Genomic DNA, 24,026 nt, shown 5'->3' with positions numbered 1-24,026 from the left:
GGCACTAAACCCGGCGGTCCTTCACTGTTATATGTAGAAAGGATAGGTGTTGATGGAACGGTTGCATACGGATGTGTTGGTTGCCGGAGGCGGCGTTTCCGGCGTCACAGCCGCTTTGGCGGCCGCCCGGAACGGCGCGAAAGTAATCATTTGTCAGGATCGGCCTGTCCTGGGGGGAAATGCATCTTCGGAAATTCGGATGCACATCGTCGGAGCGGCTCATTCCAAGCGGGGGAAGGAGCTGGAGACGGAGGCTAGGGAAGGCGGCATTATCGAAGAAATCCTTCTTGAATGCGCAGTTCGCAATCCGCAGCGCAGCGCGTCCATGTTCGATCTTATTTTATATGAGAAATGCAGAGCGGAACCGAACCTGACGCTGATGCTCAATACTGCGGTTACGGGCGTGCGGATGGACGGGAATCGGATCGTGTCGGTAAAGGCCGCCCGGGAAAGCACGGAGCATGCCTTCGAAATCTTCGCGGATATCTTCTTGGACTGTACGGGTGACGGCCGTCTCGGCAAAGAGGCGGGAGCGTTATTCGTAACGGGCCGGGAAGCCTCCCGGCAATACGGGGAGTCGAGCGCAGGCGAAGAGTCCGATCCGTACCGCCTCGGTTCCTCGCTGTTGTTCACGGCCAAGGATATGGGCAGACCTATGAAGTTTATCCCGCCTGTATGGGCGAAGCATTTTACGGAAGAAGATTTGAAGTACCGCAGTCATTCCTCATGGGAGTACGGATATTGGTGGGTGGAATTCGGCGGAATGCTGGATACGATCGCGGATAACGAGACGATTCGCGACGAATTGCTCGCCATCATGATGGGCGTCTGGGATCACATCAAGAACAGCGGACATCATCCGGAGTCAGAGAACTGGGCGCTCGATTGGTTCGGCTTCGTACCCGGCAAGCGGGAGTCGCGCCGATTTGTCGGGAAGCACGTGCTGACCCAATCGGATTTGGAGGAAGCCGTCCATTTCGAGGATGTGATCGCGTACGGCGGCTGGCCGATGGATACGCATCCCCCGCAAGGGATCGAGGCCAAGGACAGCAATCCCTGCCATCAGCCGGTCACCAATTATGTGTACGGGATTCCGCTCAGGTCATTTGTAAGCGCCAACGTGGACAATCTGATGTTTGCGGGACGCAACATATCGGCGACTCATATTGCTTTCTCAAGCACCCGGGTCATGGCGACCTGCGGCGTGATGGGCCAAGGCGCCGGTACCTTCGCCGCCTTGGCGGTCAAGGAAGGGATTCTGCTGGAAGAGGCAGTGCAGAACCGGGAATTGATCCGGAGAACGCAGCAGCGGCTTATCGAACAAGACGCTTTCCTTCCCGGCATTCCTGCGAACGGCAATCTGGCGAGCGGGGCAAGGGTACGGGCATCGTCCGAACAGCCGGACGGACTTGCGCCAAATATTATCGACGGCTGCACTCGCTCCATGCATGGGACGAGAGGCGTCAGGCCGGACCTGGTCGTTCCCGGCACGCACCGCTGGATGTCGGTTCCGGAGGACAAGGAGCCATGGATCGAGCTGGAATGGGGTACGCCGGTATCGATTCGCGAAATTACCGTCGTCCTCGACACGGGCATGCACCGGAGGTTGACGCTGACGCACGAGAACTACTTGCATAAGCAGAACGAATGGGGGCCGCAGCCGGAGACGTTGAAGGAATTCCGGGTGATCGCATATTCGGCGAATTCTGCCGAAGACGGCCGCCAGATAATGCACGTTCAAGATAACTACCAGCGGCAGATTACATGCCGAGTCGAGCTGGATCAAGTGTGCAGGCTCCGCTTGGAAGTTCTTAGCACGAATGGATTGGATCATGCCAGAATTTTTGAAATCAGATGTTTAGCACAAGTCGCTTCTTAAACTTTACAGGAATCGAAAATCAATGCTATCGGAGGTAGAAATGATCAAAAAAATAGTCGATGATGTCTCATTTGAACTGAAAGAAGATTTTGATTTTGATTTTTTATCCGAATATGGAAAGGTCTTTACTGTATTCGACAAGCAGGATTCCGGTCACTTATGTTTCGGCGTTCAAAACAAAAACAAAAAGCTGTTTTTGAAGATGGCGGGAGCAGCGACTCTAGAAAGGAATGCAAGTATTGAGGAAGCAATCGCTCGACTAAAATCAACCGTATCTATTTACGAAGATTTACGTTATCCTAATCTGATTGAAATGATTGATCACAAGGAGATCAAAGGGGGATATTTAACTGTTTTTGACTGGTTTGACGGTGAATGTATGGGCAAACAATATGATTCCTTTGATAAATTCATAGCCTTGCCGATAGAGAAAAAACTGAATATCTATAAAGAAATACTGTTATTTCATTTACATGTCAGCAAGCTTGGATATATAGCAATTGACTTTTATGATGGCTGTATCATGTACAATTTCACTACCCAACAAACGATGATTTGCGATGTAGAGTTTTACAGTAAGAAACCAGTAATGAATACGATGGGACGGATGTGGGGATCAAGCAGGTATATGTCGCCTGAGGAATTTCAATTGGGCGCACAGATTGATGAGAGGTCGAACGTTTTCCAAATGGGGGCTGCTGCATTTCAGTTGTTTGGCGGCGGGGTTGAACGCTCTTTCGATAATTGGCAAGCAAATGCAAAATTGTATTCGATAGCTTTAAAGGCGGTCAGTCTTGAAAAAGGCGATCGTTATCAAACAATGGATGAGTATTTTGAAACGTGGAACAACGCGATAAAAGGACAAATCTCTATGTAAGTCTTATACTTACGAGCAACTTAACTTGGGTTCCCCATAAAGGCAATGAATGATTAAGCCTCCTGTCCATTCGCGAACAGGAGGCTTTATTTAGTGGCGGAGCGGAAGTCTGCGTGCTATTGCTGCTGCTCTCCTTGGACACTCACTTGGAAAGTAACGCCGAACTTGTCAGTTACCATTCCGTACAAGGGGCTCCAATCTGTCTTCTGAAGGGGCATGACGACTTGTCCGCCGTCTTCCAAAGCTGCGAAGATTTCTCTCGCTCTTGCCTCTTCTTTGGGATGGATGGCAATCTGAATCGAATTGCCTGGCTGATAAGGCATGCCTGCGATCGTATCGGAGAACATGAGATCCGAGTCGCCGATTTTCAAGTGCGCATGCATAACGCGATCCTTCATATCATCCGTTATCGGATAATTCGGGTCCGCCGGCATATCACCGAACGTCATGAAGACAATCACTTTCCCGCCCAGCGCTTTCTCGTAAAAGTGGACCGCTTCTTTCGTGTTGCCGTCAAAATTCAAATACGGATTCAAATGGATTGACATTATTCACAGCTCCTTAGGAATAATTTGGACAACCTCATTCATTATACACCAAAAAGGAGCCGTGCAACCAGATTTTACGAACAAATGATCTTATTTACAATAGATTTGGATTCCATGTATTGGGATTCGCTACTATTATTTGTTAGCCCTTCGAAAGAGAGGGCTTGGCATATTGAACCTGGCGATAATTTCTGACAACTTTATTCACTTGGCTTAACACGCTTGATTTTGTAATATATCCATGATCTTAAAGGAAATGATTGCGCTGCCAAACGGTCTATGCTACATTCAATGTAATTCAACACAGTTGAATAAATGTGAATATAATTGAATGAGGTGAACCGTCATGAGAAAGTTTAAGGTCGGTCTGGTCGGGGCAGGGGGCGTTACGGAGCTGCATCTGGAGGGTTATAAAATTGCGCCGGAGCGTATCGAGATCAGCGCCATCTGCGACCCCAACGAAGAAATCCTTTATCATCGGGCAAATAAATACGGCATTCCCCAGCGGTATACGAATCTGGATACGTTTATCCAGGAGAGCGGCGTCGACGTCGCGGTTGTGTGTACGCCTACTTCGATGCGCAAGGCGATTGTTCTTCCCCTGCTTGAAGCCGGATTCCCGTTATTTGTAGAAAAACCGTTCGCCGACTCCTTGAACGATGCTGTTGAAATGACGGAGACAGCAAAGCGGCTGGGCATCCCGGTCGCCGTGAATCAAAATTTCAGACGCCATTATCCATTCGATACAGTGAAGAAAATCGTAGCCGACGATAGGATTGGCCAAGTTACCATGATTACTTTTGCCAATATGTTCTTCCGTCAGGATACCGGTTGGAGGCAGGATTGCCAGCGGCATGCGCTGTCCGTTATGGGCATTCACTGGTTCGACGGATTCCGGCAGGTTCTCGGCTGCGAAGCGGAATCGGTCGTCAGCTTGATGAGCTCTTCAGCGGCAATCGATTGCAAGGGAGAAACAGACGCGACCGTGCAGATGAAGTTTGAGAACGGTTCGTTGGTCACGTATACCCAAAGCTTCTCTTCCATGGCAGGCAGGACGGAGATGATCGTAATCGGCGAGAAGGGCACCCTTCGCTGCGACCACGGCTATGTTGAATTATTCCGGCTTGGCGACAGGCAGCCGTCTGAGCGGTGGGAAAACCGTTGTTCCAGAGAAGAGAACAGCTTGGAAAACATCGAGCAGCTGTTATCCTGGATGGAAACCGGCGTGAAGGCGGCTAACAGCGCTGAAGACAACTTGAAGGTCGTCGCAATGCTTGAAGCGGCTTATGTATCAGCGAAAGAGAACCGGATTGTACAGTTAAGAGACGGAGTTTTACTATGACGCTGAAGTTTGCTTTCTCAAGGCCTACCGGGACAGACGATGAACGGGATCGGTTGTTTCAGCAGTATAGGGCGTCCGGCTACCAGGGGTTGCAGCTGAAGCACGGACAATATGCCCCGTATCTGAGACAGCCCGAGCGTTTCCTGGAGGAGTGGGGTCATCTTGAAAGCGCAGGATCCGCCTTGATCGCGGGGGGAAGCCTGGATGAGCAAGGGTTGGAATCGCTTCGCGAGAAATTTCGATTCGGCCGGAAGATTGGTACAGGACTAATCATCTTCTGCCACGGCGTATCCAGAAGCAAGGTGACCGCTGAGGATATCCGGAGGTATGCGGACATCTTGTCGGATATGGGGGAGGAAGCGCAACAGCATGGTTTAAAGCTCTCCTTGCATCATCATTACGATCAGCCCGTCATGTACCGGGAGGACTTTGATCTCTTCTTCGACCGCGTGCGGCAAGGAAGCGTCGGTTTGACAATCGATACCGCGCATTTGGTCAAGTCGGGAATAGACGATTGCGCGGAGCTCATTAGAAGCTTCAAGTCCGTCATTGACAATTTCCATATGAAGGACTTCTCAGAGGGCGAGTGGCAGATTCTTGGCCGGGGAGCGATCGCATTCCAGCCAATTTTTGAAGCGATTAGGGATGTCCGTTACAGCGGATGGGTATCGGCGGATGAAGAAAGCGGAGGAGAGATCGAGGAAGGAATGGCCGAATGCTTATCTTTCCTGAAGAACGGATTCGGGATACAAACATAAGCTGGAAGCCATGCCGCATGATTATTGCGTACTCCGAGCCTGATCGTCAAACGATTAGAGAGTAATGTATTCATTTACAATTAGAAATAACGACCGCGCGATGCGCTCGGTCGTTATTTCTATTTATTGCCCTCATCTTCATGAAGATGAGAGCCTAAGTTTGTTTTTTATTCGATTTATAGGCCGCCGGACGATTCCCTGAATATGGGCGTTGTTTTCACATGGGTGACTTGAGGGGGCTTATCCGGATTTTGAACCCTGGCGAGCAGCATTTCGGCCGCCAGGATGCCCATTTCATCCCGGTAAATGTGAACGGTCGTCAGGTGGGGCTCCACGATTTGCGATTCCGGGGAGTCGTCAAATCCGCATACCCGAACATCCTCGGGGATTCGGACATTTTTATTTTTCAAAATCCGCAAGACGTTAATGGCGATAAAATCATTGGCGCATATAAAGGCGGACGGGAGCCTCCCCATCCGGTCCAGCTGCTGTTCCAGCCATTTGGAATCGGTAAAATACCGGTCCTTTTCCGTGATGTTGAAGGCGTCGTCCGGCTGCAGCCGGGAGGCATTCATTGCTTTATTGAAGCCGATCCATCGTTCGTTAAAGCTTTTGCAATGGTTGTAATCCCCGATGAAACCGATTGTTTCGCAGCCGCTAGCGATTAATTTCTTCGTCATGAAGCAGGTGCTTTGTTCATTCTCCATTAGTAATAAATCCCCGCGCAGCTCCGGATAAAAGAGCTCGGCCGTGGAATCGATGAATATGGTCGGGAGACCCAGGGCGCTAATGAAATCCGTATAGTTTTTATCGAAGAGCTCGATGCATACGATTCCGTCTACTTTGCTTTTATCGAAATTAACGGGCAGCACGGGCGCTTCGATCTCGGCTTCGCGTACGATATGAATGGATAAATTGTATCCTTCGGAACTGATTTTTTTCTCGAGCCCGCTAAGCAAGGAGGTGCCGAAATGGGAGTTGTTCGGCATGTTGGACGTTAACAGCGCGATGTTGCCGGGATTTTTCGATACGTTCATTTCCGCTTCGACGAGTGCGAACTGCTTATAGTTTAACTCGATCGCTCTTTTGATCACTTTGTTGCGCGTTTCGAGGGGGATCGTGTCGCTTCCGTTCAGCGCTTTCGACACCGTATTTCTGGATAGCCCCAATGAGTCCGCGATATATTGAATGGTTACTTTTTCTTTCCGCATTTGCTTTTGACTCCTTTATGGATAATCAACCGATCACAGCTGCTTTAGATTTTCAGACGCATTCTAAGCTAAATGTAACCTAAGCCGAATGAAAGATCAATAATAAAGTTACAAATGCGCAAAAATAAGTAGTTAAAAATGTGCATTTGCAAATAAGTGATTAGCAATTTTATTTCATTTGTTTAAAGTAAACAAATGCACAAGTAATGGTGACGGCGTGCATGTGTGTATTTATAAGAAATCGAGAGAAAAGAGGACGAAGAAAGCGAAAACTAAGCGAATGTTTCAAATTAAATAAACAAATGACAAATATTATGTTCAAATTGTTTGTGCATATGACAATAAAAATATACTAAAATGTATTGACTTTTGCGGCGAACGAATGTAAATTGAATTTGCGGATAGTCATGAAAGCCCTTACTTGGCATCAAAAAACAAAAATAATTTGTGCAAATGTAAATTTGAGCAAATTCGTTAGGGGGGAAATCCTTGCAGCATTCACTAGAGGCAGACCGGAGGCGAAGCATCCAGAAGAGCGGTTCGCTGAAGAGTAAAATCGATTATTTGAAGAAAAATCATTTTCTTTATTGGCTGATGGCGCCCGCTCTCATTCTGACCATCCTTTTCAAGTATGTGCCCATGTACGGCGTCATTATCGCTTTTAAGGATTTTAGCTACAGCAAGGGAATTTTTGGGAGCGATTGGGTAGGCTTCGAGTATTTTGCGAAGTTTCTGAACGCGCCGAATTTTGAGCTCATCTTCATGAGCACGCTGAAGCTGAGCGTATACGGCCTCATTCTCGGCTTCCCGGTCCCGATTTTACTCGCGCTGATGCTGAATCAGCTTCGCAAAGCGGCGGTCAAGAAGAACATTCAATTGATTTTGTACGCGCCGAATTTTATTTCCGTCGTCGTTATCGTCGGGATGATCTTTATCTTCCTCTCCCCTACGGGGCCGATTAACAAAATCGTCACCCTCATGGCCGGACACCCGATAACGTTCATGTCCGATCCTGCGTACTTCCGAACGATTTATATCCTGTCGGGCATATGGCAGGGAGCGGGCTGGGCCTCCATCATTTACGTGGCAGCGCTTGCTGGCGTCGATCCCGAGCTGCATAACGCTGCAACGATAGACGGCGCCAATCTGCTCCAGAGAATTTGGAATATCGATTTGCCGACGATAAGGCCGGTCATGGCGATCGTCTTTATATTAGCCGCCGGCGGCATTATGGCGATCGGCTTCGAGAAGGCCTACCTGATGCAAACGGCGATGAACCTGCCGGCCTCGGAAATTCTTCCGACCTACGTCTACAAGGTGGGCTTGCAATCAGGCGATTATTCCTACTCCGCCGCGATCGGGCTGTTCAATTCCGTCATCAATGTCATCCTGCTGATTCTCGTTAATTTCATCGTGAAGAAATTAAACGAAGGGGAAGGCCTCTATTAACCGAAAGGAGCCGCGTGATGAACATTAAACCTGGCCGGCTAGACCGGATTATTTTGACATTGAACTATGTTCTATTAACGCTCGCCGTTTTGCTCGTGGCAGTGCCGTTAATTTATGTCGTCGTAGCGTCATTTATGGAGCCGACGGCGCTTTTGAACAAAGGCTTTTCCTTTCGTCTGTCCGACTACAGCGTAGAAGGCTATAAGCTCATTCTGTCCAATGACGCCATGCTAAGGGGATTCGTAAACGCCTTGTTATACTCCGCGGCATTTGCGCTCGTGACGGTGATGGTGTCCGTCTTCGCGGGCTATCCGTTATCCGTGGACGGTTTCGTCGGCCATAAACTATTGATGACGCTGTTTCTCGTTACGATGTTTTTCGGAGGAGGATTAATTCCTACCTACCTGGTGGTCAAGGATCTGGGCATGCTGGATACGCCTTGGGCCGTTATCCTGCCCGGAGCCTTGAACGTGTGGAACATTATCCTCGCCAGAACGTTTTTCAAAAGCATTCCGAAGGAATTGAACGAGGCTGCCCGGGTGGACGGCGCTTCGGACGCGCTCATTTTCCTCAAAATCGTACTGCCGCTGTCCAAGCCGATTATTTTCGTACTCGCCTTATACGCTTTCGTCGGGCAGTGGAACTCCTATTTCGACGCCATGATTTATTTGGAAAACGTAAAGCTGCAACCTCTTCAATTGGTGCTTAGATCCATCTTGATCCAAAACCAGGTAAGCCCCGGGATGATCGCGGATCAATTGGCCATGGCGGAGCTGAAGCGTTTATCCGAAATCATTAAATACGCGTCCATCGTCATCTCCAGCCTACCGCTTATCGTGATGTATCCGTTTTTCCAGAAGTATTTCGAGAAAGGTGTCATGGTCGGTTCCATTAAGTAAGGAACGGGCTGGCATAGATTTGTTTTTTCGAACTAAAAGAGGAGGGTTCAATTTGAAAAAAACAAAGAAAACAGTTGCGTACCTAACGCTGGCGGCATTGTTGGCCGTTACGGGCTGCAGCGGGAATTCGGGCGCGAAGGAAAGCGATACCGGTGCTGGAACTGACGGGAAAGTGACGCTTCACTTTATGACGCAAAGCTCCGTGCTCGCGCCGCCGGATCCGAATAAAAAACTCGTTTTCCAGCGCATGGAGGAAAAAACGGGCATCCGCATCGACTGGAAAAATTATACGAACGACGTGTTCGCGGAAAAACGGAATTTGGCGCTTGCGACCGGCGAGCTTCCGGATGCGATCTTCGACGCCGGACTCGGCGACTACGATCTATTGAAGCTGGCCAAAGACGGAACCATTATCCCGCTTGACGACATCATTGAAAATCATATGCCTAATTTCAAGAAGGTGCTGGACCAGGCGCCTCAGTACAGATCGATGATTACCGCACCGGACGGGCATATTTATTCGCTGCCTTGGATCGAGGAGCTCGGCTCGGACAGAGAGAGCATCCACTCGGTCAACAACATTCCTTGGATTAACGTTGAGTGGCTGAAGAAGCTTGGACTCGAAATGCCGACAACGACGGCGGAGCTCAAGCAGGTGCTGCTAGCTTTCAAAACCGAAGATCCGAACGGCAACGGCAAAGCGGATGAAATTCCGCTGTCCTTCATTAATTCCAACGGCGGCAACGAGGACGTCGGCTTCTTGTTCGGGTCGTTCGGCCAAGGCTACAACTGGGATCTGACGCTGGTCGGCGACGACGGCAAGGTTAACTTTGCCGCCTTGGGCGACGGATTTAAGGAAGGCGTCGGCTACCTTCATGAATTGCACAAAGAAGGTTTAATCGACAGCGAATTTATTACGCAGGATTGGAACACTTTTATCGCCAAAGGGAAAGAAGACGTGTACGGCTTGTACTTCACGTGGGATAAGGCAAACGTGACCGGCATGAACGATAAGTTCGAACCGATGCCGGCGCTCGCGGGTCCGTCCGGACAAAAAAACGTGGCCAGAACGAACGGCATGGGGCTGGACCGAGGCCGGATGGTCGTGACGAAAGACAACAAAAATCTGGAAGCCACGGCCAAATGGATGGATCAGCTGTACGATCCGCTTCAATCGGTACAAAACAACTGGGGTACTTACGGGGATGAAACGCAGCAAAACATTTTCGAATTCGACGAAGCCGCGCAAATGCTGAAGCATTTGCCGCTCGAAGGAACCGCGCCGGCCGAATTAAGGCAAAAAACGAGCGTCGGCGGACCGTTAGCTATTTTGGACTCCTACTACGGGCAGGTGACGACGAAACCGGACGACGCCGCTTCGCGGCTGGATATCCTGAAGAACGTGTACGTTCCGGATATGAAGGCGCAGCATATTTACCCGAAAGTCTTCTTCTCCTTGGAGGAATTGGACCGGCTTTCCGCGATCGAAACCGACCTGTTCGCCTATGTGCTGCGGAAGCGCACGGAATGGATTCAAGGCGGGAAAATCGACGGCGAATGGGATAGCTACATGAAGGAACTGGACCGGTTAGGACTGCAGGAATGGCTGGACGTTAAACAAGCCGGTTATGAAAGAAACGTGAGCAAATAAGCATAGAATGATGAAAGCAGCCGGAGCATTCGTTAGTTATTTCCAACAACGGCCATGCCCCGGCTGCATGATTCGCAGGGAGTGGAAGAAATGATCGATTATAGAGAAAAGTACCGTCCGCAGTTTCATTTTTCGCCGCCTTCCAAGTGGATGAACGATCCGAACGGGATGGTGTATTTCGACGGGGAATATCATTTGTTTTATCAGCATCACCCGGACGGCACGACCTGGGGGCCGATGCATTGGGGACACGCGATCAGCAAGGACCTGATCCATTGGGAGCACCGCGGAATCGCGCTAAAGCCGGACCGGAACGGCGTCATCTTCTCGGGCAGCGCGGTCGTCGACAGGGACGATACGAGCGGTCTTTTCTCGGGAAAACCGGGCTTGGTGGCGATATTCACCCATGCGGACAACGATCCGGAAACGAATAGGTCAAGACAACGGCAAAGCCTTGCTTATAGCCTCGACAAGGGCCGTACATGGACGATGTACGAAGGAAATCCGGTGCTGTGCAATGAGCAAATCCCCGATTTCCGCGATCCGAAAGTATTCTGGCACGAAGCGAAGCAGCGGTGGGTGATGGTGCTCGCTGCGGGAGACCGCGTTCAGTTCTACGCTTCGGCGAACTTGAAGGAATGGAGCTTCGAAAGCGAGTTCGGCGCGGCCGAAGGCTCCCATGACGGCGTATGGGAATGCCCGGATTTAATCGAGCTTCCGGTAGACGACAGGGTCGATCGGACCAAGTGGGTATTGATCGTCAGCATCGGCGACCATCCTCAGTTTAAGGAAGGATCGAGAACGCAATATTTTGTCGGAGATTTCGACGGCAGCGCTTTTGTTAACGATGCCGCCCCGGATACAATCCTGTGGCTCGATCATGGCAGAGACAATTATGCCGGTGTTACTTGGTCGGATGTTCATGGAGAGGATAACGGCAAGCTGTTCATCGGCTGGATGAGCAATTGGAAATACGCGAATCTAACTCCGACCGTCAGCTGGCGGAGCGCCATGACGCTTCCGAGGGTATTGCGGCTGAAGAGCGGATCGTCCGGCATCCGTCTTACGCAAATGCCGGTATCCGAGCTTAGCCGCCTTCGCGGGCAGACGCAAAGCTGGTCGGAAACGGCCATTCGTCCGGGGGGAAATATGCTGGAGGACGCGAGCGGCGATCGTTTCGAAATCGAATGCGAAATCGATATGGGAGCCGCGCGTGAGGTTGGCCTTAAGCTTCGCAAATCCGAGCGGGAGGAGACGGTTGTCTGCTATGACGCCGCGGAGGGGACGTTGTCCGTCGACCGCCGCAATTCGGGGGAGCATGACTTCCATGAGGCATTCGCCTGCAAGCATGGCGCTAGCTGCGTGCTTGACGGCGGTAGGTTGAAGCTGCGGCTGTTCGTCGACAACTCCTCGATCGAAGTGTTTGCGAACGGCGGCGAGGTCGTTCTTACGAATCTAATTTTTCCCGATCTGTCCAGTACGGGTTTGGAGCTCTACGCGATCGGCGGAGACGCCAAGCTCGTTTCGCTTACGCTTCATCCGTTAAATTCAATTTATTCGGCCGTAGGCGTATGACGGGAAAATCCGCATAATGAGGAGAAACGACATGGTGATAGGAGCGATCGAAGGCGGGGGGACCAATGGCTTTGGCCGTGCAAGCCCTGACGAATCAGGGGTATTTTTTATAGAAAGAATGTGAAAATAACCCTGACGCAGTCGAAGCCTTAGCCGCGCCAGGGTTATTCTCGTTCAAGCGAAACGGTTCCTCCTGTACTCAACAGGCGTGCAGCCGGTTTCCTGCTTGAACAGCTTCGTGAAGTAGGAGTAATTGCTGTAGCCGGTTTTGCCCGCAATCGCATTCACGGACAGCTGGGTCGTCTCGAGCAAATGCTTGGCAGCCCTGATGCGGGCTTGAATAATATAGCTGCCGAGGGAAATGCCCGTTTCTTTCTTGAACAGCCGCGCCAAATAATCGGGATTCAGATAGACGATCTCGGCCAGGCTCGTTCTGGACAGCTCATCGCCGCAGTGGGTACGGATATGCTGCTTGATCTCTTCTACGACGGACTTCGGCTGCTCCGTGAAATTCCGGTATTCCGTCGCGGTGTTCACCAAGTACCGGAGATAGTGCTCCATATCCTCGATCGAATGAAGCGACTGCATGAATAATTGGTCGTTCGTTCTCCCCGTGTACATTTTGTGAGCCAGTATTTCCTTGCTTTTGAGATAGGCGTAGACAAGCTGCACCATATCGAGCCGGAACAGGCTAAGGACGGATGCATTTAACATTTGCGTACGGGATAACCCCAGCAAGTAGCCGCTCGTTTCCTCAAGAAAGGCATGCGGATCGTTCTGCTCCAGCAGCTGCTCCAACAGCGTCAAGTCAGGCGGCGTATAAGAGGCTTCCGATTGCTCATACTGCGAGAGCAGGAAGGTCTGGTTACGGTGCTTAATGATCTTCTCATTCATGCCGAGCAGGTCCTTTATGACCTGATGGATGTCTTCCAGCTTGCCGCTGGCGGCAATCATGCAGCATATATCGCTCTTCAGGTATTGATTCGCTCTTGGAATGATTGTAGCGCAGATGTTTTGCACGATACCGGAATCTGGCTGCTCCTTCCATTTCAGCAGCGCCATCCAATTGTATTCTTTGAACTCCACGATCGATTCGACCGTGAATCGGGGGTCCTGAAACAGCTCATACAGCACGTTCAGCAGCGCAAAATCAAACAGATCCTTATCTTTTCTCCCCAGGCTCTCCTCGTAAGGGAATACATGAATGAGCACGGGCAGCACCCTGTCCGTCAATTCGTAAGAAAGGTTCTGCTCCTCGTTCAAATGGATAATATTCGCCGGATTGGAATAGCTTTTCCCCGTAATCAGCTTGCGCCAGAAATGCTCCTGCACGTTTTTCTGATTTTTCTGCCAGTAGTAGCCCGCCTGGACCGCTTTCGCGTAATCCTGCTGTTCATTGGCCTTGGCGACCGCCTTCTGGATAATAAGCGTCAGCTTGTCGAACTCGATCGGCTTTAGAAAATAGTCAAAGCTTTGCAGCTCGATCGCCTTCTGCGCATAGTTGAAATCGGCGTAATTGGTCAGGAAGATGGCTTGAACTCCTGACTTTTCTCTTCCGGCTAACGCCGATTGAGCAAAGCGCGTTGGGTAATGCTCCTCCCGGATCCAGGCAAGCAGCTCGAGGCCGCTGCCCTGCGGCATCTCGATATCGCATATAAGGATTTGAATCTGATGCTGCCTAAGCAGCTCCTGCGCCTGGGCGATATTATAGGCGGTATAGACATGATCGATCGAGAGCGCCTGCCAGTTAATCTTCTTCTCCAGCGCCGTTACGACAAAGTAATCGTCATCTACAAGCAGTACGTTCATGAGGCTTTGCTCCCTTCTGTCTGGTCCGCCCCGGGAGACGGGAGGAATAAGGTCACGCATGCGCCGCCGGCCTCGGAGTTGGAAAATCGGATGTCCGCCCTGCCGCGGTATAGAAATTCCAGCCGCTTCATGGTGTTCATTATGCCGATACGATGTCCGTCCGAATGATTAAGCGGCTGGCCGCTTGCGAGACGATCCATAATGTCCGGGGCAAACCCGGGACCGGTATCGGATATGCGAATGACGGCGACCTCCTCCTTCGATTCCGTATCCGTGCGAAGCTCGACATCCAGCCGGATCTGCACCTCCTTCACCCGCGACACCGCGTATTTCACAGAGTTCTCGATGAAGGTCTGAAGAACAAGCGGCGGTATGCTCATATGCAAGGTACAGTCAGGCTGATGAATGTGATACGTGAACGCATCCCGGTAACGGTGCTTCTGGATTTCTAAATAGATGCGGATATGATTGATCTCATCCTCCAGCTTCACGAAATTTTGCCCGTTTTGGAAAATGTACCGGAAGTAGTTGGACGTTGAAATGGCCATGCTTTGAATTTCCTCGAACATCTGCATTTGAGCCATGCTGTAGATGTTCGTTAAGCAGTTCAGGAAAAAGTGGGGCTTGATCTGCAATTTCATGTAATCGAGCTGTATTCGTTGTTTCTCGAGCTCATGCTCGTAGCTGTCGATTTTGAAAATTTTAATTTGCTCGAGCAGGTTTTTAAACAGCTTGTTCGCGTATTCCAATTCGACGATCCGGTTCATCTTCAGCTCCAACGGCTTGCTGTCTTCATTAAATTGCGTCAGATTATACGAGAAGTTTTTGAGCGGCCTTAGGATCAAAATATTGAAATAAACCATGATGCCGCATAACGAACAAGCCACGATGACGGCCAGGAGCATAATGAGCAGCTGGGCGATCATGATTTTCTCGAATGTGCCGAATTTAATCAGCATGCTGACGCCGAAGGTCGCATTCGAGAATTGGCCGCTGAAGGTCGTCCGGGTCTTCGTCAGATCGGGCAGGGACGTCTTCTCTTTCACATCGGGCACATCCGTTTCCGTAGGCTCAACTTCCGTTTTCGGATCGACGATCGGAGCCCCGGTATGATCGATCAGGGAGACGTAGCCGTTGCCTCCGAGATCGAGCTGCTGCAGGGGACGGATCAGGTTATCGGCGGAGATCAGGCAAATCAGGTAGCTGTCGTAATAAGGCACGATATTAATGATGAACGTTTTGCCGTTTAATTGAATTGGAGACCAGTTGGAGTAAAACTTTTCAAACAGATTTTTATCCTGCACATAGGAGAAAATCTGTTTTTTTAATTCCAAATAGTCGGGATAGATTAAATGGGTAGGCGAAGAATTCAGGAAATATTCCTGTTCCTTTAAATAGATGAAGAAGTTGTACTCCTGCTCGTAATTTTTTTGCAGCTCGGAGAACCGTTTGAACAGCTCCGAATTCGCTTTAAGAAACTCGGTATCGATCGGGCGGGATTCGTTCATCGTCTTGATGCTGTCATCGTTGGCCAGCGTCCAGCCCATATATTGATTGATATTGGAGAAATCAAGATTAATCCGGTTGATATACATATTAGCCGTATCCTGCAAATATCTGGCGTTCTGCTGCTTGACGATGGAGATCGCGGCAAAGCTGATCAGACAATCCACTACGAGCACGGAGAATAAAATGACGAGCATGACTTTCACGTAGTGCCGGATCGGATACGATTTGCCTTTCGGTTGTTTGGCCATAGGTTTCATTCGGAGTCCTTTCTTGAACGGATTGGCTGTTGAAAGCGGTTAATCTGCCGGTAAAACCTATTATAAAGCGAATGCCGGTCAAGAAGACATATCGTTTTGCCGGATAATAGGCCAAAGTCCGAATAGAACACTAGAAAGTCTGGATAATGTCATCGTCTCCGGTTTGCCGGTCAAACTTCGTCCGCCGGTCAGCGTCTAAAAGTCCGAATAACGGTTTGGAGAAGTCCGCATTGTCCGAAAGGCAGGCTCTATAATAAAGAGGCGGTAAACGATGAGACAGCATGGACCGAGTAGGATGAAGGATGGGGGAATCACTTTGAAAACCAGCCAAACAGGGATGATACTGCTGCAAACGTTCGGCCGGATCAGAAAGAATTGGGGCTTGTATGTCCTGCTGCTGCCAGCGGTAGTGCTGCTGCTGCTATTTTCATATAAGCCGATGTACGGCGTGCTGATTGCGTTTAAGGACTACAGTCCCGCGCTGGGCATTATGGACAGCCCTTGGGCAGGCTTCAAGTACTTCGAGAAATATTTCAATTCCTATCAATTCGATATCACGATCAAAAATACGATCATTATCAGCTTGTACAGCATCGCGACGTTTCCGATCCCGATCATGCTGGCGCTGATGATCAACCAAATGCGCGTCAACCGGTTTAAGCATTTTTTCCAGACGGTCACCTATATGCCGCATTTTATTTCTACCGTCGTCATGGTGGGCCTGATCTTGATCTTGTTCTCTCCCGGCAACGGGCTGCTCGGAAATATTTATCGCCTGTTCGGAGCGGAAGCGCCGAATCTGATGGGCTCGGCGGGTTGGTTCAGCAGCGTATACGTCTGGACGGACGTATGGCAGCACACCGGCTGGGACAGCATCATCTACATTGCCGCGTTATCCGCCGTCGATCCGAGCTTATATGAAGCGGCGAAGGTGGACGGGGCAAGCCGCTGGCAGAGAATCCGGTATATCGATATTCCGATGCTGCTGCCGACGGCGATCACTTTGCTAATCCTGCGGGTCGGGGGGCTGCTCGGCGTCGGATTCGAGAAGGTGTATCTCATGCAGAACAATTTGAACATTTCCTCAAGCGAGGTCATTGCCACCTATGTGTATAAAATCGGGCTGCTCAGCAGCCAGTACAGCTTCTCCTCGGCGATTAACCTGTTTAATACGGTCATTAATTTCATTTTGCTGATCCTGGTCAACCAGGCGGCGAAAAAATACAGCGAAAACAGCCTGTGGTAACGGAAAGGAAGGTTACGGGATGAACGTTATGAAAGCGGCTGCGGCGGCAGAACCGGTTTTACCGAAGAGAAAAAGGCTTTCCTTGGATGTGATGGAATGGTTCATCTACTTGTTTGCGATACTTATGCTGATCATCATCGTATATCCGATATACTTTATTGTGATCGCGTCATTCAGCGATCCGGCTGCGGTCGCGAACGGACAGATGTGGTTTTTCCCCAAAGGCTTTACGCTTGACGGCTATCAGGAGCTGATGAAGCATTCCAACATTTGGATAGGCTATAAAAATACGATTTTGTATACGGCGGCGGGCACGATCCTTGGCTTGGCCATCAATGTGTCGGCGGCCTATGCGCTTTCCAGGAAGGACCTCGTCGGCCGCAAAGCGATTACGTTGTTTTTTATCTTTACGATGTTTTTTAACGGGGGCTTGATTCCGACCTTCCTGACGATCCGCGACTTTCATCTGTATGATACGTTTCTCGTCATGGTGCTGCCTTTCTCCGTTGCCGTATTCAATATTATCGTGGCGCGCACGTTCTTCCAGTCCAGCATTCCCGGCGATTTGTGGGAGGCTGCGCAGCTTGACGGCTGCGGCAACCTGAAATATTATGTTCAGATCGTTCTGCCGCTGTCGAAAGCGGTCCTGTCGGTTCTGGCGTTATGGACGGCCGTCGGCTACTGGAATTCTTATTTTAACGCCCTTATTTATTTGAAGGATCAGGGTCTGTACCCGCTGCAGCTTGTGCTGCGGAATATTCTGATCACGAACCAGATGCAGTCGAGCTTAGGGACAGGCGAAGCGGCGCTCATTGCCATGCGGCTCGCCAATCTGATGCGTTATTCCGTCATCATCGCCTCCACGCTGCCGATTATGTGTTTGTATCCGTTCGTGCAAAAGTATTTCAACCAGGGGGTGATGATCGGCGCCGTAAAGTAAGCAGGGGCATCATTCCGCTTGACATTATGCAGAGGGGGAACTTTTCAATGGGGATCAAATCCAAATGGGTTGGCAAAAAAATGCTGATTGTAGCGGTTCTAAGCTTGACCATGTTATTCAATCTGATCGGTTGCACGAATAAAACCGAGGAAGCGCCGGCGGAAACCGGCTCTAATTTTAACGAAGAAGGACTGCCGATCGTGGATCAGCCCGTCACGCTGGATGTGCTGACGGTCCGTTGGGGCAACATGGGCGATACATTCAAAGCAAATAAATGGCTGCAGGAACTCGAGAAAGAAACCAATGTCAAAATCAATTGGCAGGTTATGTCTTCCAATGACTGGGGCGAGCAAAAGTCGATTATGCTGGCCAGCGGAACGCTTCCGGACATCATATTCGGCGACATTGTGTTCTCGGATTCCGATATCGTCAACAACTTATCCTATTTCCGCCCGCTGGATGACTACATCGACAACTACATGCCGAACCTGAAGGCGGCCTTGGAAGAAACGCCGGAGATGAGGAAGATCAGCACCTTCCCGGACGGAAAAATGTATTCGCTGCCGGCAAGGTTGCCGTCGCGTCCGATCACCACGATGCAGCCTGTTATCAATAAAACCTGGCTGGACCGTCTGGGGCTGGAGATTCCCGATAATATCGAGGACCTGTACAATGTCTTCAAAGCGTTTAAAGAACAGGATCCGAACCAGAACGGCAAACCGGATGAAATTCCATTCAGCGGTTCGGTAGACATCAGCATGGATTTTCTGAACCCGTTCGGCATTACGGACCTGAACGGCAACAGCATAATGCTGAAAGAAGGCGAACCGGTATTTTTCCCGGCTTCGAACGAATACAAAGAAAGTCTGAAATGGGCTCACAGATTGTACGCGGAAGGCTTGATCGATCAGGAGCTGTTCACGCAGGACAATACGATGCTGCAGGCGAAGCAGCAAAATCCGGATTCCGCCTTGATCGGCTTCTCCAACCAATGGATTCCGGACGCTGTGTTCGGACAATGGAAGGATGAGTATGCGACGATTCCGTCGATTGCCGGACCGGACGGCAATCGCTACCAGACCGGCGATCCGGTCGGCTTAAGCTTAAGACGCAACGAGCTGCTGATCACGACATCCAGCGAGCATCCGGAAGTCGCGGCGCGTTGGGCGGACCAGTTCTACACGAATGAAGCAAGCATCCAAAATTTCTGGGGCGCCATCGGCACGGTTATCCAGAAAAATGACGACGGCTCTTATGCCCTGATGTCTCCTCCGGACGGCACCAGCGCGGATGCCTGGTACTGGGAGCAATCCGTTCGGGATTTCGGCCCGAAATACGTAAGCCCAAGCTTCGAGAAAAATATCATTCTGGACGAAACGACCGGCGACGGACTGAAGCTCGTCATTGATAAGCTCGGCAGCGAGCATGTTACGGAGCCTTTCCCGAACGTTATGTACAGCGCGGAAGAATTCCAGGAGCTGCCTACGCTGACAACGGATATAGACAGCTACGTCAAGACGACGCGGGCGCAATGGATTACGAAAGGAAACATCGACGAGGAATGGGATGCTTATATCAAGCAGCTTAACGCGATGGGACTTGAACGGCTCGTCGAGATTCGGACGGAAGCGTATAAGCGTTATATGAGCGTTAAGTAATAGAGGCATAAAGGAGAAGGCTGGTTATGACAAAGGTAACGGTATGGAATGAATATCGCCATGAGAGAAGAAATCCGGTTGTCGGTGAAATCTATCCGGACGGCATTCACGGCGCTATTGCGGGATTTTTAACGGAAGCGGGATTTGAAGCCGGAACGGCTGCGCTGGATGAACCGGAGCACGGATTGATGGATGAGGTCTTGAACCGTACGGATGTATTAATTTGGTGGGGCCACCTGGCGCATCATGAGGTTCAGGACGCCATTGTAGAAAAGGTATACCAAAGAGTGCTGAAGGGGATGGGGCTTATCGTTCTGCACTCGGGGCATGCTTCGAAAATTTTCGCCAAGCTGCTCGGCACGCCGACCGGTGAGCTGAAGTGGCGCGAAGCGGACGAGAAGGAGCGGCTTTGGGTCATGGATCCGGCGCATCCGATCGCTTCGGGTCTGGGCGAATATATCGAGCTGCCGCAGGAGGAGATGTACGGCGAGCATTTCAATATCCCGGCTCCCGACCAATTGGTGTTCGTCTCTTGGTTTGAAGGCGGGGAAGTATTCCGCAGCGGCGTGACGTATCACCGGGGACAGGGAAAGATTTTCTATTTCCGCCCGGGTCACGAGACATACCCCACCTATCACAACAAAGAAATTCAGAAGGTCATCGCGAATGGCGTACGCTGGGCGGCGCCAAGCCATTCGGCTGAGCCGGTGTACGGCCATACCTCTCCTCTTGAGCCGATCGGCTCAAAGGCTTAAGGGAGGAGCAGAAGATAATGACAAATTTTCGGATCGGCTTGATTGGATTAGGCGGGATGGCCCAGGAGCATATCAGGTGGATGAAGGCGGAAGGCCGCTTCGAGATCACTGCCGTAAGCGATGTGACGGAGGAAGCTTTGCTACAAGTCGGGGAGCAGCTCGGTATCACGCCCGATAAGCGATATGCAGACTTTGCCCGGTTGATCGAGGACCCGGACGTAGACGCGGTTGTCTCCGTCACGCCGAACCATGTCCATGCGGATATCGTTCGCGCGTGTCTGCAGGCGCGGAAGCCGTTCATGGCGGAGAAGCCCTTCACCCGCGTGTTCGAGGAGGCGGTCCCTCTGCTGGAGAGGTATGAACGGCAGCCGGTTCCGGCGATGATCGCCTTCACCTACCGTTATACGCCGGCTTTCCGATATGCGAGGGAGCTCGTGCGCGATGGGAAGATCGGCACCGTCCGCAGCTTCTCGATTCAATATTTACAGGGATGGGGCGCGGCGCCGAACAAGGTTCCTTATATATGGCGATTCAACAAAGAGATTACCGGAACGGGGACGCTCGGGGATCTGGGCTCGCATATGATCGATATGGCGCGCTTCCTGTTCGGGGAGTTCGAAGCGCTCTCGGCGCAGCTGCATACGATCATTCCGGAACGCAGCGATCCCGTAACCGGGGCGGCGGTCAGAGTCGAGGTCGATGATTTCGCGAGCTTCCAAGCCCGGATGACGGGGGATGTGATGGGCGTCTTCCAGACGACCCGCAATGCAGTAGGCTCGGGCAACCAGCACGAGGTGTCCATTTATGGAGATACCGGGACGATACACGCCTCAACGCTGAATCAGGATCAGCTTGTCTGGATCCGGGAGGAAGCGCCGGGACAATTCATGCGAGCGGCGATCGATGTGCCCCGGCATTGTAAAGTTACGCAATACGCCGATTTCGCGGCATTGCTCGAAGGCGCGGCTCCGGACGGCCTTCCGGGCTTTATGGACGGCTACCGGAACCAAGAGATATTGGATGCCGTCATACGGGCAAATGAAACGAAGGCAGTCGTCCATTTATAGGTACGAAGAAACCCTGAACGGATCAGAAATGGCCGGTCAGGGTTTTCTTTGATTGAATGGCTTACGAAGCTGGCTCGACGAGGACTTGGACTTTTAGCGGTAGAATCAGACACTGTGCCCGTCCGTTTGGAGGAAACAAAGTGAGGTTTACCATCGAAGCTTATCCGATTACTTGCGGGGTTCAAGGTAAGGCACTTCGACGCGCGGAATCGAACCCGGGTTTGTGATTCGAAGAATCAGCAAGGTTAAGGATGAGCATGACGGCAAATTTTCAGTTGTGGCCAACGCTAACGAATCGTAGAGTACTTATGGCCGATAAAGTCGTTCCTTTCGAATCTAACGAATCTCATCGGCGTTAATGAGTCAAAATAGTATATGGTTATAAGCTAATGCCGGAAATAACGACTCTGGAGTTCGTTACCATTTCAAATCACATTATTTTGATCAAATAAGCATTACTGAGTTCGTAAGCGGTATGACCGTAGCGCTGCTTACCGCTAGCCACGTTCCCATTCGGTATGCAAGCGGTTGAAGTTTCGTGCAGCAGGAAACCAAACAGAACGCAAAATTTACGCGTACCGTGGCCGAGCCCCTTTTCAAGCCATTCACGTCTTCTGTGATTTTGTTCTTGTGTGGAGAAGAGGTAGGTCGATTTTTGCGGGCTTGGCTTGAGACCCTCTTGGATTGGAAACAATGAGACAATCTCATTGTTTTGTGAGGCAAACCTCACTTCATTCGAAGTCCATCGCAGGTTCTGAATAAACAGTGAGGCAAACCTCACTCTTCATGAGGTTGCCCTCATGGGGAATGAGATTTGCCTCACTAAATTGTATAAGCAGCTCGAATCATTTTAAAATAGTGAGCTTCGGTTCATTAATTAAGGAAGTCTCCTCATTAGTCCATTTAATGACTGCCCATTGGCTCCGTCCTCCATGCCTATCATTCAGTTCACCACGCCGGAATGATAGGCATGGAGGTGAATGATGCGGCTAGGACCCCTGTTCTCCGTTCTCGAAGTATTGAATTGGACGGATTTCAATGCCCCAGCCAAACTGTTCGCCCGCACCCACTTGCGTGGTTGGATGCAAGGAGGCAACCCGGATTGCGTCCTCCATGTCCTGCGCTTCAATGATGAATGCGCTGCCGATGATCTCCTTGGTTTCGATAAAAGGACCGTCGACCACCCTTACCTTTCCGTTCACGCGACGCAAGCATTTGGTTTCCATGGAGAGCCCGGCATCGATAACCACTTGGCCGCTCTTGTAGAACTCCTCGAGGTGAGGCTGACATTCGCTCATGACAGAGTCGATCTCCGTCTTAGGGCGGGAATCCATCTTCGCTGGATCTAAGTAACCCAAGCATAGGTATTTCATTGTAATCCTCCTTTAATTGGTTGAGGTTGGGCATTCCCTGTTCTTGCCCCCATTAAGACGACGAACGGCATACAGCAGAGTCGACACAGTCTCAAATAAATTTTTAAAACAATTTAAATCATGCGTCAGCTGCGGTTGAACGGCTTTAACAGATCCTCTTCCTTCCCGCCCATGAGGAGCAGCAGAAGACGATTCGCGATATGAACTGTCGCGTAAACGACGGCGAAGACAAGGAAGCCCAAACGGATTAAGCCGTAGGCCGCCGTCCCGACCAGCAGAAATTCGATTAATACCACGGATGCTATCGGCAGGGCGACCCGCGTTTTAGGAGAGATGATTAGTCCCCATATGATCGCGGTTGCCAGCGGGAGCCCCGCTGCGAGGACGATTTTCGAAAGCGTCCCTTCGCCAAGATGATAGCCCCAGTTACCCAAGGAAGCGAGAAGAACCAGCTCCAGAAGGAAACGTAGCGCGAGATTAAGAGCAATAAACATGGTTAGTACCTCTCTTGGATTGAATAGATTATATCTATTATAAGCCGCTAGGTTAGCCGTTTTTACCGTATTTATTATTCCATCTCCCCAACTGTCAGCTTCCAGTTATTACATCGTATGATCGTCCCAATAGGGTATTCAAAATCACACTCACCAATAAACGAGAAGCCGAGCTTGCGACAAATGGCGTTGGATGCGGGATTATTTATTTTTGGATAGGCATGAATGAATCTATGCTTCTTTTCGGAATGGATAGAAGCTATGGCTTTTGATGTTGCTACTGTCGCAATCCCTCTGCCTTGAAATGCCGGCAAAACGCTCCAACCTACCTCATAAACAGATTCTCCCTGCCAAATCTGATCCCAATAGCCGACACTACCAACGACTTCAAGATCCGGAAGCAGGAGGATCTTAAACATGCGACCTGTTCCTTTTTGAGCGATCTCATAGTACCGCTTATGACGTGCCAGGATTTTTCCCTCCGTTTCCGGACCTCCAAAGTGTACCGTCATCTCTGGCGAATTTAATAGGCGAAGCAAATCCAGATCCTCTTCATCCCAAAGTTCAATTCTAACCTCCGGCGTAATCCTTTGTTTCTGCATGGCAATCACCTCCCTGTTTTTTAGATGAAAGGCTTGAACGGTTTATTTTGTCCGTTCGATAAGTTCATTTAACTTTTCAATTAGTATCTTGTCATTTTTCAACTTCTGTCTGAGGCTGCTGTCAATA

Annotated in this window: 20 protein-coding genes; 13 read left to right on the top strand and 7 right to left on the bottom strand. The window is 50.4% G+C overall.

Translation table 11 applies throughout. The features are described 5' to 3' along the window. Positions 1 to 52 precede the first annotated feature (52 nt). A complete protein-coding gene (locus tag H581_RS0130465) occupies positions 53 to 1,879 on the top strand; it encodes an FAD-dependent oxidoreductase (protein ID WP_029192558.1) in 1,827 nt (608 codons plus the stop codon). Between the two features lie 40 nt (positions 1,880 to 1,919). Continuing rightward, positions 1,920 to 2,756 (top strand): protein kinase family protein, encoded by an 837-nt coding sequence (locus tag H581_RS35875; protein WP_051251473.1) that lies wholly within the window; start codon positions 1,920 to 1,922, stop codon positions 2,754 to 2,756. 116 nt (positions 2,757 to 2,872) lie between these two features. Here H581_RS35875 and H581_RS0130455 read toward each other — a convergent pair whose 3' ends face one another. Further along, positions 2,873 to 3,304, bottom strand: coding sequence for a VOC family protein (locus H581_RS0130455; RefSeq protein ID WP_029192557.1), 432 nt, complete (start codon positions 3,302 to 3,304; stop codon positions 2,873 to 2,875). 346 nt (positions 3,305 to 3,650) lie between these two features. Between H581_RS0130455 and H581_RS0130450 the strand changes: the two genes are divergently transcribed. Continuing rightward, complete coding sequence (locus tag H581_RS0130450) at positions 3,651 to 4,646, top strand: Gfo/Idh/MocA family protein (protein WP_029192556.1); 996 nt, start codon at positions 3,651 to 3,653, stop codon at positions 4,644 to 4,646. Continuing rightward, entirely contained in the window at positions 4,643 to 5,404 is a 762-nt protein-coding gene (locus H581_RS0130445; RefSeq protein ID WP_036720534.1) for a sugar phosphate isomerase/epimerase family protein, read from the top strand. The genes H581_RS0130450 and H581_RS0130445 overlap by 4 nt, the downstream gene beginning before the upstream one ends. A gap of 176 nt (positions 5,405 to 5,580) precedes the next feature. On the opposite strand, the gene H581_RS0130440 is transcribed toward H581_RS0130445, so the two are convergent. Then, positions 5,581 to 6,615: a LacI family DNA-binding transcriptional regulator gene (locus tag H581_RS0130440; protein WP_029192554.1), complete on the bottom strand. Its 1,035-nt coding sequence runs from the start codon at positions 6,613 to 6,615 to the stop codon at positions 5,581 to 5,583. A 594-nt stretch (positions 6,616 to 7,209) separates the two neighbouring features. Here H581_RS0130440 and H581_RS0130435 point away from each other — a divergent pair. From H581_RS0130435 to H581_RS0130420, 4 genes are all read left to right on the top strand, one after another. Beyond that, entirely contained in the window at positions 7,210 to 8,064 is an 855-nt protein-coding gene (locus tag H581_RS0130435; RefSeq protein ID WP_211231518.1) for an ABC transporter permease, read from the top strand. 17 nt (positions 8,065 to 8,081) lie between these two features. After that, entirely contained in the window at positions 8,082 to 8,963 is an 882-nt protein-coding gene (locus H581_RS0130430) for a carbohydrate ABC transporter permease (protein WP_029192552.1), read from the top strand. 52 nt (positions 8,964 to 9,015) lie between these two features. Continuing rightward, positions 9,016 to 10,614 (top strand): ABC transporter substrate-binding protein, encoded by a 1,599-nt coding sequence (locus H581_RS0130425; RefSeq protein ID WP_029192551.1) that lies wholly within the window; start codon positions 9,016 to 9,018, stop codon positions 10,612 to 10,614. A 90-nt stretch (positions 10,615 to 10,704) separates the two neighbouring features. Continuing rightward, the gene (locus H581_RS0130420) at positions 10,705 to 12,189 is read left to right on the top strand and encodes a glycoside hydrolase family 32 protein (protein WP_036720532.1); all 1,485 of its coding nucleotides are present in this window, start codon (positions 10,705 to 10,707) and stop codon (positions 12,187 to 12,189) included. 174 nt (positions 12,190 to 12,363) lie between these two features. Here the strand turns inward: H581_RS0130420 and H581_RS0130410 are convergent, their stop codons facing one another. Together H581_RS0130410 and H581_RS0130405 are read right to left on the bottom strand one after the other, a co-directional pair. Continuing rightward, complete coding sequence (locus H581_RS0130410; protein ID WP_029192549.1) at positions 12,364 to 13,998, bottom strand: helix-turn-helix domain-containing protein; 1,635 nt, start codon at positions 13,996 to 13,998, stop codon at positions 12,364 to 12,366. Then, positions 13,995 to 15,764 (bottom strand): cache domain-containing sensor histidine kinase, encoded by a 1,770-nt coding sequence (locus H581_RS0130405; protein ID WP_342663469.1) that lies wholly within the window; start codon positions 15,762 to 15,764, stop codon positions 13,995 to 13,997. Before H581_RS0130405 ends, H581_RS0130410 begins: the two co-directional genes overlap by 4 nt. Positions 15,765 to 16,101: 337 nt before the next feature. On the opposite strand from H581_RS0130405, the gene H581_RS0130400 reads away from it, so the two are divergent. From H581_RS0130400 to H581_RS0130380, 5 genes are all read left to right on the top strand, one after another. Then, a complete protein-coding gene (locus H581_RS0130400) occupies positions 16,102 to 17,010 on the top strand; it encodes an ABC transporter permease (protein ID WP_029192547.1) in 909 nt (302 codons plus the stop codon). A gap of 91 nt (positions 17,011 to 17,101) precedes the next feature. Continuing rightward, the gene (locus H581_RS0130395; protein ID WP_425414667.1) at positions 17,102 to 17,950 is read left to right on the top strand and encodes a carbohydrate ABC transporter permease; all 849 of its coding nucleotides are present in this window, start codon (positions 17,102 to 17,104) and stop codon (positions 17,948 to 17,950) included. A gap of 80 nt (positions 17,951 to 18,030) precedes the next feature. Next, positions 18,031 to 19,608: an extracellular solute-binding protein gene (locus H581_RS0130390; RefSeq protein WP_036720637.1), complete on the top strand. Its 1,578-nt coding sequence runs from the start codon at positions 18,031 to 18,033 to the stop codon at positions 19,606 to 19,608. A 26-nt stretch (positions 19,609 to 19,634) separates the two neighbouring features. Further along, positions 19,635 to 20,363 (top strand): ThuA domain-containing protein, encoded by a 729-nt coding sequence (locus H581_RS0130385; RefSeq protein ID WP_029192544.1) that lies wholly within the window; start codon positions 19,635 to 19,637, stop codon positions 20,361 to 20,363. 17 nt (positions 20,364 to 20,380) lie between these two features. Beyond that, the gene (locus H581_RS0130380) at positions 20,381 to 21,430 is read left to right on the top strand and encodes a Gfo/Idh/MocA family protein (RefSeq protein ID WP_029192543.1); all 1,050 of its coding nucleotides are present in this window, start codon (positions 20,381 to 20,383) and stop codon (positions 21,428 to 21,430) included. A 989-nt stretch (positions 21,431 to 22,419) separates the two neighbouring features. On the opposite strand, the gene H581_RS0130370 is transcribed toward H581_RS0130380, so the two are convergent. The 3 genes from H581_RS0130370 to H581_RS0130360 form a co-directional block, all read right to left on the bottom strand. Then, positions 22,420 to 22,803 carry a YciI family protein gene (locus H581_RS0130370; RefSeq protein ID WP_029192541.1) on the bottom strand — a complete coding sequence of 128 codons (384 nt, stop codon included), beginning with the start codon at positions 22,801 to 22,803 and terminating at the stop codon, positions 22,420 to 22,422. A 125-nt stretch (positions 22,804 to 22,928) separates the two neighbouring features. Beyond that, positions 22,929 to 23,297, bottom strand: a complete 369-nt coding sequence (locus H581_RS35870; protein ID WP_051251472.1) for a YrdB family protein — start codon at positions 23,295 to 23,297, stop codon at positions 22,929 to 22,931. Between the two features lie 74 nt (positions 23,298 to 23,371). After that, positions 23,372 to 23,899, bottom strand: a complete 528-nt coding sequence (locus H581_RS0130360; protein ID WP_029192540.1) for a GNAT family N-acetyltransferase — start codon at positions 23,897 to 23,899, stop codon at positions 23,372 to 23,374. Positions 23,900 to 24,026: the final 127 nt, after the last annotated feature.

The organism is Paenibacillus harenae DSM 16969 (assembly GCF_000422465.1).
Taxonomy (GTDB): domain Bacteria; phylum Bacillota; class Bacilli; order Paenibacillales; family Paenibacillaceae; genus Pristimantibacillus; species Pristimantibacillus harenae.
This window is presented reverse-complemented; position numbering and strand designations above follow the sequence as displayed.